The sequence below is a fragment of the Nostocoides japonicum T1-X7 genome, from assembly GCF_001046855.1.
In the GTDB taxonomy this organism is placed as follows: domain Bacteria; phylum Actinomycetota; class Actinomycetes; order Actinomycetales; family Dermatophilaceae; genus Nostocoides; species Nostocoides japonicum.
This window is the reverse complement of the sequence record NZ_HF570958.1, coordinates 1,181,414-1,191,089: the sequence shown is the minus strand read 5'-3', so window position 1 is coordinate 1,191,089 and position 9,676 is coordinate 1,181,414. Positions and strand designations below refer to the sequence as shown.

Sequence of the window (9,676 nt, the reverse complement as noted above, 5' to 3'; positions counted from 1 at the left end):
GGGGGGCTGGCCGAGCTCGGCGTCGAGGCCGCCCGGGTGGCCGGAGGCGCCTCCGACCTCGCGCCGGGCAAGCGGGACCGGCGGTTCACCGACCCGGCGTGGAGCGAGAACCCCCTCCTGCGCCGGCTCGTCCAGCTCTACCTCGCGGCCGGCCGCACCGCCGAGGAGCTCGTCGCCGACGCCGGGCTCGAGGCCAGGGACCGGCGCCGGGTCGAGTTCCTCGTCGAGAACCTCACCGAGGCCCTGGCCCCGAGCAACGTCCCGCTCCTCAACCCGAGCTCGGCCAAGGCGGCCATCGACACCGCCGGCCTCAGCCTCGTCCGCGGCGCGGGCCAGCTGGCCCGGGACCTCGTCTCCGCGCCCCGCATACCGGAGATGGTCGACGGCTCGGGCTTCGCCGTCGGGGAGAACATCGCGACGACGCCCGGCGCGGTCGTCCTGCGGACCGAGGTGCTCGAGCTCATCCAGTACCGTCCGCAGACGGAGACCGTGTCCGAGGTGCCGGTGCTCGTCGTCCCGCCGACGATCAACAAGTTCTACGCCATCGACCTCGCCCCCGGCCGCAGCCTCGTCGAGCACATCGTCCGCGAGGGGCGACAGCTCTTCGTCATCTCCTGGCGCAATCCCGATGCCCGCCACGCCGACTGGGGCTTCGACACCTACGTCCGCTCCATCCTCGACGCCCTCGACGCCATCGAGGAGATCACCGGCACCGACCGGACGATGCTCGGCGGGATCTGCTCCGGCGGCATCCTCGCGACGATCACCTCCGCCCACCTGGCCGCCATCGACCGGCAGGACCGGCTCGCCGGGCTCTTCCTCGCCGTCACCGTCATCGACACGACGGACGCCGGCACGGCCGGTGCGCTCGTCGACCGGCGCACCGCCGAGGCGGCGAAACGGCGCTCGCGCCGGACGGGCTACCTCGACGGACGGAGCCTCGCCGAGGTGTTCGCCTGGCTGCGGCCCGGAGACCTCGTGTGGAACTACTGGGTCAACAACTACCTCCTCGGCAAGCGGCCGCCGGCCTTCGACATCCTCTTCTGGAACTCCGACACGACCCGGATGACGGCCGCCCTGCACGCCGACTTCGTCGACATGTCCCTCGACAACCAGCTGGCCGACCCCGGGACGCTCGAGGTCCTCGGGACGCCCATCGACCTGTCGAGGGTCACCGTCGACGCCTACATCGCGGCCGGCGTCGCCGACCACATCACCCCGTGGGAGAGCTGCTACCGCACGACGACGCTCCTCGGCGGGGAGAGCCGGTTCGTCCTGTCCACGAGCGGTCACATCGCCGCCCTCGTCAACCCGCCCGGCAACCCCAAGGCGAGCTATCGCGTCAACGACACCAACCCGCCGGAGTCCTCCGCCTGGCTGGCCGGCGCCGAGGTGCGGCAGGGCACGTGGTGGTCCGACCTCACCGAGTGGCTCTCCGCCCGGTGCGGCGGCACCCGGCCGGCACCCGACCATCCGGGCAGCGACACCCGTCCCGTCGTCGGCGACGCGCCCGGCACCTACGTCCACGAGAAGTGAGGAGAACCACCATGTTCGAGACCCTCGGCCGCTCGCGCGGCACCGACTACTTCCGCATCGCCGACCAGCTCACCGCCGAGGAGCGGGGCTACTGGAACCGGGCCCGGCACTTCGTCGACGACGAGGTGCTGCCGGTCATCGGCGACCATTGGGAGCGCGCCGAGTTCCCTCGCGACCTGGCCCGGCGGCTCGGCGAGCTCGGCCTCGTCGGCGACGGCATCGCAGGCTACGGCTGCCCGTCGATGAGCCCGATCGCGACCGGGCTCGTCCACATGGAGCTGAACCGCGGCGACGGGAGCATCGGCACCTTCCTCGGGGTCCAGGCGGGTCTCGCGATGCAGTCGATCGCCATGCTCGGCTCGCCGGAGCAGAAGGAGCGCTGGCTGCCGCCGATGGCGAGGGTGGACGCCTTCGGCGCCTTCGCGCTGACCGAGCCCACCCACGGGTCGGACTCCGTCGCCCTGGAGACGACCGCCCGCCGCGACGGCGACGCATGGGTCCTCGACGGGGAGAAGAAGTGGATCGGCAACGGCACCATCGCCGACGTCGTCGTCGTGTGGGCCCGGGACGTGGCCGACGGGCAGGTCAAGGGCTTCCTCGTCGAGCCCGCGACGACTCCCGGCTACCACGCCGAGCGCATCGACGGGAAGGTGTCGCTCCGGTCGGTGTGGCAGGCCCACATCACCCTCGACGGGGCGCGGGTCGAGGAGTCGGCCCGGCTCCCCGAGGCCCACAGCTTCAAGGACACCGCGCGGGTCCTCGCGGGGACGCGCAACGCGGTCGCGTGGGGTGCGCTCGGACACGCGACGGCGGCATACGAGATCGCCCTCCAGTACTGCACCGAACGGACCCAGTTCGGCAGGCCGCTCGTCGGCTTCCAGATCGTCCAGCAGCGGCTCGTCACGATGCTCGCCGAGGTCTGCTCCATGCAGCTGTACTGCCTGCGGCTCGGCCGCCTCATCGAGGAGGGCAGCCTCACCGACACGATCGCTGCGATCGCCAAGATGAACAACACCCGCAAGGCCCGTCAGGTGGTCGCCGACGCACGGGACCTGTTGGGCGGCAACGGGATCCTGCTCGACTTCCACGTCATGCGGCACATGGCGGACATGGAGGCGCTGCACACCTACGAGGGCACCGAGACGATCCAGACCCTCATCGTCGGGCGCGACATCACCGGCGTCGGAGCCTTCGCATGAGCCGAGTCCGCATGGTGACGGTGGACGGCCGGGAGGTGCGGGTCTCCGTCCGCGGAGGCACCGGCCCCGGGCGACCTCTGCTCCTGTGCAACGGGATCGGAGCCAGCCTGGAGGTGCTCGAGCCGTTCGTCGACGCCCTCGACCCACGGATCACGGCCGTCTCCTTCGACGTCCCGGGCGTGGGCGGGTCGCCGCTGCCGGGAGCCCCCTACCGCTTCTTCGGGATGGCCCGTCTCGCCGCCGGCATGCTCCACGAGCTGGGTCACGACGAGTTCGACGTGCTCGGCATCTCCTGGGGTGGTGCGCTCGCGCAGCAGACGGCCTTCCAGTACCCGCGCCGGTGCCGCCGGGTCGTCCTCGTCAGCACCGCCACCGGCGCGCTCATGGTGCCCGCCCATCCCCGGGTCCTGGCCAGGATGGCCACGCCGCGGCGCTACCGCGACCCCGAGTATGCGCGCAGCGTCGCCGCCGAGCTCTACGGCGGGCAGGTGCGGGCGCATCCCGAGCGCAGCGCCGCGCTGCTGCACAGCGCAAGCCGTCCCGGTCCGTGGCGGGGCTATCTCTACCAGCTGCTCGCCGGCCTCGGGTGGACCAGCCTCCCGGCCCTTCCGCTCATCCGCCAGCCCGTGCTGATCCTCGCCGGGACCGACGACCCGATCATCCCCATCGCGAACGCGCGGATCATGCGGCAGCTGCTGCCGCATGCGAGGCTGCACGAGTACGACGACGGGCACCTCGCGCTCGTCACCCGGGCGGCCGAGCTCGGCCCGCTCGTGTCCGACTTCCTCACGGCCTGAAAAGGCAGGATTGGAGCACCGATGCCCATCACGGGTCCGCTGTCGGCGATCCGCGTCATCGAGCTGGCCGGCATCGGCCCAGGACCGTTCGCCGGCATGACGCTCGCGGATCTCGGCGCCGACGTCGTGCGCGTCGACCGTCCCGGCCCCCCCGAGCTGGCGACGGCCCCGCCGGACCGGGACGTCCTCAATCGTGGCAAGCGCTCGATCGCGCTCGACCTGAAGAGCCCCACCGGGGTCGAGGCGCTGCGGGCGCTGACCGACCGCGCCGACGTCCTCGTCGAGGGGCTGCGGCCCGGGGTGACGGAGCGGCTGGGCATCGGCCCGGAGGTCCTCCTCGAGCGCAATCCTCATCTCGTCTACGGACGGATGACCGGCTGGGGCCAGGACGGTCCGCTCGCCCGAACCGCCGGGCACGACCTCAACTACATCGGGGTGACCGGATCCCTCCACGGGCTGGCGGCTGCCGGGGCGCCTCCCATCGTGCCGTTCCCCATCCTCGGCGACTACGCGGGTGGGGCGATGTATCTCGTGACCGGCGTCCTCGCCGCCCTCGTCGAGAGGATGACGACAGGCCGCGGCCAGGTCGTCGACGCGGCCATGGTCGACGGGGTGTCGCACCTCATGGCGGCGACCCACTCGATGCTGTCGGCCGGCCGCTGGCAGGACGAGGCCGGCGTCAACCTCCTCGACGGCGCGGCTCCGTTCTACGCCGTCTACGAGACCTCGGACGGCCGGTACGTGTCCGTCGGCGCGCTCGAGGGCAAGTTCTTCGCCGAGCTGCTCGCCCGGCTCGGCGTCCCCGAGGACGTCTACCCCGCCGCGGCGCAGCACGACCGGAGCCGGTGGCCGCAGCTGCGCGGGACGCTGGCGGAGATCTTCCGGCGGCGGACGCAGGAGGAGTGGGTCGAGGTCTTCGCGGGCTCCGATGCGTGCGTCGCGCCCGTCGTCACGATGAGGGGGGCACTGGACCATCCGCAGATCCGGGCCCGCGGGTCGGTCATCGAGCACGACGGGGTCATCCAGCCGGGTCCGGCGCCGCGGTTCGGGGCCCACTCCGTCGAGCCTCCCCAGCCGCCGCCGGTCCCCGGCCGCGACACGCGCGCGATCCTCACCGAGGCCGGGCTCGACGCCGACGACCTCATCGCCTCAGGCGCCGCGTTCGAGGCGGGCTGAGGCCTGCCGCGCCGGTGTCCGTCGCCTGGTCCCCGTCATTCGTCGCGGCGCGTCCCCCTGGAGTCGTCCGCGTCGCGTTCACGGCAGGGTCACCTCAGGTGACGACGAGGACGATGTGGGTGGCGACGCAGGCGGGCCGGTCCCGGCCCTCGATCTCCACGACATAGCGGATGCGCGCCTGGACCCCCTTGGCCGTCTCCTCGACGGACTCGACCGAGGCGGTCGCCCGCAGCCGCGAGCCGACGGGCACCGGCGCGGGGAAGCGGACCGACTCCAGCCCGTAGTTGAGCCGGGCGCTGCCGAAGCCGATGGAGAAGATCCGGGAGGCGAACTGCGGCAGGAGCGAGAGGGTGAGGAAGCCGTGGGCGATCGGGGCCCCGAAGGGCCCGGCGGTGGCCCGCTCGACGTCGACGTGGATCCACTGGTGGTCCTCCGTCGCGTCGGCGAACGCGTCGATGCGCTCCTGGGCGATCTCGACCCAGTCGGACGTGCCCACCTCGGCGCCGACGAGCCCCCGCAGCTCGGCGAGACTGCCGATGACCCGGGCGCTCACGCGTCGACCCTCTCGACGATCGCGGCGAGCCCCTGGGCGAGCGAGATCCCCGACCCGTGGCCTCCCCCCGATTCGGTCACGGCGGCCGGCTTGTCCTGCAACGGATTCACGTTCCCTCCTCGTATGCCGTCAGCGACCCTCGCGGCGAGCCGCGCGGATGAGCTGCTTGGCGATGATGACCTTCTGGATCTCACTCGTGCCCTCGTAGAGCCGGTAGAGGCGGGCGTCCCGGTAGAAGCGCTCGACCTTCGTGTCGCGCATGTAGCCGAGCCCGCCGTGGACCTGGACCGCGCGGTCGGCGACCCGACCCACCATCTCGGTGCAGAAGAGCTTCGCGCACGACGGGGCCATCCACCGGTCGGAGCCGTCGTCGTAGCTGCGGGCCGCCTCCATGACCATGGCCCGGCCGGCGTACGCCTCGGTCCTGGAGTCGGCGAGCATGGCCTGGACGAGCTGGAAGTCGGCGATGGGCGTGCCGCCCTGGGTCTGGGTGACGGCGTGGTCGACCGACTCCTCGATGAGCCGCTCCGCCATCCCGACGCTCAGCGCGGCGATGTGGAGGCGGCTCTTGGCGAGCGAGCGCATGGCCGCGCCGAATCCCTCCCCCTCGACCCCTCCGATGAGGGCCTCGGGGCCGACCTCGACGTCGTCGAGGAACACCTCGGCGGTGTGCGCGCCGCGTTGACCCATCTTCCGGTCCGGGGGCCCGACGGTGACCCCGGCCCGGTCGGCGTCGACGGCGAAGACCGAGATCCCCTTCGTGCCGTCGGCCACCTCGCCGGTCCGGGCGAAGACCATGAAGACGTCCGCCTCGGGGGCGTTGGTGATGAAGCGCTTCTGGCCCGAGATCCGGTAGCCACCGTCGACGCGGACGGCCTTGGTCCGGATGCCGGAGGGGTCGGATCCAGCATCGGGCTCGGTGAGGGCGAACGACGCGACGAGCTCGCCCGCGGCGAGCCCGGGAAGGTAGGCCTCCTTCTGCTCGTCCGTGCCGAAGTTGACGAGCACCTGGCCGGCGATGCCGTTGTTCGTCCCGAACATCGACCGGAACGACGGCGCCGTCCGCCCGAGCGTCATGGCCAGCTGGACCTCCTCGGTCATCGACAGGCCGAGGCCGCCGAACTCCTCGGGGAGGGCATACCCGAACAGGCCCATGTCCGCCGCCGCGGCGCGGATGCGCTCGGGGATGGCATCGGTCTCCTCGATCTCGTCCTCGGCCGGCACGACCTCCCGGTCGATGAACGTCCTCACGGCGTCGAGGATCGCGGAGAACTCGGATGGCTCCATTGACGGCTCCTTCGCTGGTGGACCGGACCACGAGCCCGATCGGGCACGGACCCGCGACGAGCACCGAGGCAAAGCCATACCTCATGCGTGATTCTCGGCCAGTGGTGACGACACCCTCAGCCTGGCATGAGTATGAGGCCCACGAGTCGCGCGCGCTGTGGGCCCCGGACGAGGCCGCTGCCGGTCGACGCCGGTGGTGACCTACTCCCGCGGCATCGCAGGGTCACCGCTGAGGGCCGTCAGGACCCATTCCACCGGATGGTCCGGATCGGTCTCGTAGCGGCACTGGTGGCCCGTGCGGACCCGGTCGCGCAGGTGTCGCCCGAGCGAAGGGTCGTTCTCGGCGATCCTGGCCAGTGCGGCGACGAGGGCCTTGCGCACGGCGACGCGGGCGCGCTCGGCGGTCGACCCGGTTGCGCGATCGCGGCCGGCGAGACCGGTGGCCGAGGCGAGGTAGGCGACGATGGCGGCGCGCTCGTCCCGCAGCTCGGCGGTGTCCGCGGTGCGCCGGAGGGCCTCGATGTCGGACAGCCGGCCACGCAGCATTCGGCGGGACTCGTCGTCGACGACCTCCAGGCCGGGCTGCTCGACGACGACGTGGCCGGCGAGCCGCACGGCCGGCACGTCCGCGTCGCGGTGGACGAGGATCGTGTGGAGGTACTCCAGGCCGCGCATCCGGGGCAGGAGGACGGCGGCGCCCTCCCGCCCGACGAGCCAGAGCCCGCCGGGCGTTTCGTGGAGATGCACGCGGGTCGAGCGGGTGGGCGGTGGAGGCGTGTCCGGCAGAAGGCGGTGCAGCCGGTCCCGCCACCACGTCGCCCCGATCCGCTCGTAGGTGGCCAGGGCGGCGGCGCGGTGCCGTGCCGATGCCGCGGCGTCGCCGAGGAGGTCGTATGCGCGGGCCAGGGTGTCGTCGGTGACTCCGTGCCACATGACGGCACCGGCGTTGACGACCGAGCGCCCCGCATACGGGCCGAGGAGCGTGAGCGCCGCAGCCGTCACCTCGGCGTCCCGTGTCGCCAGGGCGCCCTCGAGGACGCACTGGAGCGTGAGCAGCCAGTCGCTGTCGCGGGGCAGCGCGGCGAGGACCGGCGGGGTGAACACGGCGATCATCTCCGCGACCTTGTCCGGGCGTCCGGCGCCGAGCCAGATCATCGCCGCCTCGGCCCGGACGGTCGCCACCCCGAACTCGACGGCGTACACCTCGAACGCCGGAGCCTCGGCCGCACAGGTCGCCTCGTCCCCCGCGACGAGGGCCGTGTACCCGCGCATCCCGTGGAGGACGCCGACCGCGTCCGGCACGACGGCCCGTGCTGCCGCCCGGGTCGCCCGCTCGACGAGAAGCGGTGCCACGTCGAGGCGCCCGCGCAGCAGCTCGAGCGGGAGCCGACGGCTGGCGGCGAAGAACTCCGCCCGGGCCGACTCCTCGGCGAGCTGCTCGAGGGAGTGCATCGAGCGATGCATCCGGGGCAGGTCGAGGAGCTCCCACGCGACGGTGAGCGACCACAGGGCGGCCGTGAGCCTCGCGTCGAGGCTCGTCAGGTGGGCCGCGGTGTCGCCCAGCCGGACCGCCCAGCGCTGCCGGAGAGGGAGGTCGTCGGGCCCCCAGTGCGAGACGAGCGCCGCGTCGAGGGCATCGGCGACGAGCTCCGGGTCGTCCTGCTCCTCGCTGAGGCGCAGTGCCTCCTCCGCGAACGGCGTCGCTCGTGCCGGCTCGTTGGCATAGGCCCAGCACCGGGCGAGGGCAGCGCCGAGCCGGATGCGGGATGCCGGCTCGGCGACCGCCGCGTAGGCCGCGTGCAGCCGGACGGGGAGCAACCCCGGCGCGAGGTTGTACTCCTGTCCTCGCGCGAGACCGAGCACGGCCTCGACCCGGTCGGCGACGTCGCCCTCCTCCTCCGCGCGTCCGTCGGCCCGCTCGAAGAATGCCGTCGCGGACTCCCGGTCGCCGCGGGCCCAGGCCTGCTCGGCGAGGGCCAGGAGCGACGCCACCGACGCCGGATCGCGCGCCATGAGGCGAGCGTACGGTCAGGGCCGCACGAGGTGAACCTGTTCGGCGTGGCGCGCCTGGACGGCCTCGTCCCAGTCGCCGGTGCAGTAGATCGACAGCTCGCTGATCCGTCCCCCGGCGACGCTGCAGTGGATCAGCTCGCGGCAGTACCACCGCTGCCCCTCGGCCGACCAGCGCTCCGAGAACTGGAGGAGGAAGCCGCGCGTCGTGCGGGCGAGCGCCTCGACCCGGACCTCTCCCGGGAAGGGATGGCTCTCCTCGCGCAGGCGGAAGGTGGCCTCGGCCCCCTCGGCCTGCAGCCGCCAGTGCGGGAGGCTGAGGTCGGCGAAGACGTCGCCGGCGAACATGTCCTCCGGCCGCACGCCCGTCTCCAGCCAGGAGACGAACTCGGTCGCGAGGGCCTCCGGCGCGCTGTCGCGGGTCGTCGGCGTGTCGACGGTCGTCATGACGTCGCCACCCCCTGTCCCGCGCGCGTTCCTGCTCCCATTCCGGTTCCTGCCCTCGCGTCCACTCCCGCTCCCGCGCCTGCCCTCGCGTCCACTCCCGCTCCCGCACCTGCCGTCGCGTCCACTCCCGCTCCCGCGCCTTCTCCCGCTCCGGCCATGGCCTCGATGGCGCGGCCGAGGACCTCCATGACCGGCTCCAGCTCCTCGGTCAGGGTGAACTCGACGACCGACGCGCCCGCGGCGATGAACGGCCGATGCCCCGGGCCCGCGACGTAGGCATCGCCCTCGACATACGTCTCCTCGTGGTCGGGCCAGCGGAAGGTGATCTGCCCCGACGTGACGTAGCCCAGGTGCCGACACGGGCACGCGTCGCCGGGCAGTCCCCGGAAGTACGGTGCCGTGTCGAGGTCCTGCATGAAGGTCTCGAACGAGACGGTGTGGTCGTCGAGGTGGGCGTAGCGGCCCTCGACGGCGTCGAGATCCACCCCCACGGGGGTCGTGGAACGGCGAGCGCTCGGCATGGTGTCCTCCTGGAGCCTGCGTGTCGGATGCTGTCGTTCCCATAGGCGTGAGTTCCGGCGTCACATCGTGACCTCCGCCGGCACGTATGCGGCGCCTGCCGTCACGCATGCGACGCGCGGGTGGAACCGAGGTCGAACGGAGCTTCGATG

General features: G+C 72.7%; 9 protein-coding genes. 4 read left to right on the top strand and 5 right to left on the bottom strand.

Going from position 1 to position 9,676, the window contains the following annotated elements; all coding sequences use genetic code 11:
* From BN12_RS05410 to BN12_RS05395, 4 genes are all read left to right on the top strand, one after another.
* A partial coding sequence (locus tag BN12_RS05410; RefSeq protein WP_053079958.1) for a PHA/PHB synthase family protein occupies positions 1-1,536 on the top strand: 1,536 nt, incomplete at its 5' end.
* 11 nt (positions 1,537-1,547) lie between these two features.
* Positions 1,548-2,735 (top strand): acyl-CoA dehydrogenase family protein, encoded by a 1,188-nt coding sequence (locus BN12_RS05405; protein ID WP_048550717.1) that lies wholly within the window; start codon positions 1,548-1,550, stop codon positions 2,733-2,735.
* Positions 2,732-3,532: a poly(3-hydroxyalkanoate) depolymerase gene (gene phaZ / locus BN12_RS05400; protein WP_048550714.1), complete on the top strand. Its 801-nt coding sequence runs from the start codon at positions 2,732-2,734 to the stop codon at positions 3,530-3,532. The genes BN12_RS05405 and phaZ overlap by 4 nt, the downstream gene beginning before the upstream one ends.
* Before the next feature lie 21 nt (positions 3,533-3,553).
* Positions 3,554-4,708: a CaiB/BaiF CoA transferase family protein gene (locus BN12_RS05395; RefSeq protein WP_048550709.1), complete on the top strand. Its 1,155-nt coding sequence runs from the start codon at positions 3,554-3,556 to the stop codon at positions 4,706-4,708.
* A gap of 94 nt (positions 4,709-4,802) precedes the next feature.
* Here the strand turns inward: BN12_RS05395 and BN12_RS05390 are convergent, their stop codons facing one another.
* From BN12_RS05390 to BN12_RS05370, 5 genes are all read right to left on the bottom strand, one after another.
* Positions 4,803-5,261 (bottom strand): MaoC family dehydratase, encoded by a 459-nt coding sequence (locus BN12_RS05390; RefSeq protein WP_048550707.1) that lies wholly within the window; start codon positions 5,259-5,261, stop codon positions 4,803-4,805.
* 129 nt (positions 5,262-5,390) lie between these two features.
* Positions 5,391-6,548, bottom strand: coding sequence for an acyl-CoA dehydrogenase family protein (locus BN12_RS05385; RefSeq protein ID WP_048550706.1), 1,158 nt, complete (start codon positions 6,546-6,548; stop codon positions 5,391-5,393).
* Positions 6,549-6,749: 201 nt separating this feature from the next.
* Complete coding sequence (locus BN12_RS05380; RefSeq protein ID WP_048550704.1) at positions 6,750-8,561, bottom strand: hypothetical protein; 1,812 nt, start codon at positions 8,559-8,561, stop codon at positions 6,750-6,752.
* 15 nt (positions 8,562-8,576) lie between these two features.
* Positions 8,577-9,005 (bottom strand): hypothetical protein, encoded by a 429-nt coding sequence (locus tag BN12_RS05375; protein WP_048550702.1) that lies wholly within the window; start codon positions 9,003-9,005, stop codon positions 8,577-8,579.
* Positions 9,002-9,526: a cupin domain-containing protein gene (locus tag BN12_RS05370; protein WP_200901151.1), complete on the bottom strand. Its 525-nt coding sequence runs from the start codon at positions 9,524-9,526 to the stop codon at positions 9,002-9,004. The genes BN12_RS05375 and BN12_RS05370 overlap by 4 nt, the downstream gene beginning before the upstream one ends.
* Positions 9,527-9,676: the final 150 nt, after the last annotated feature.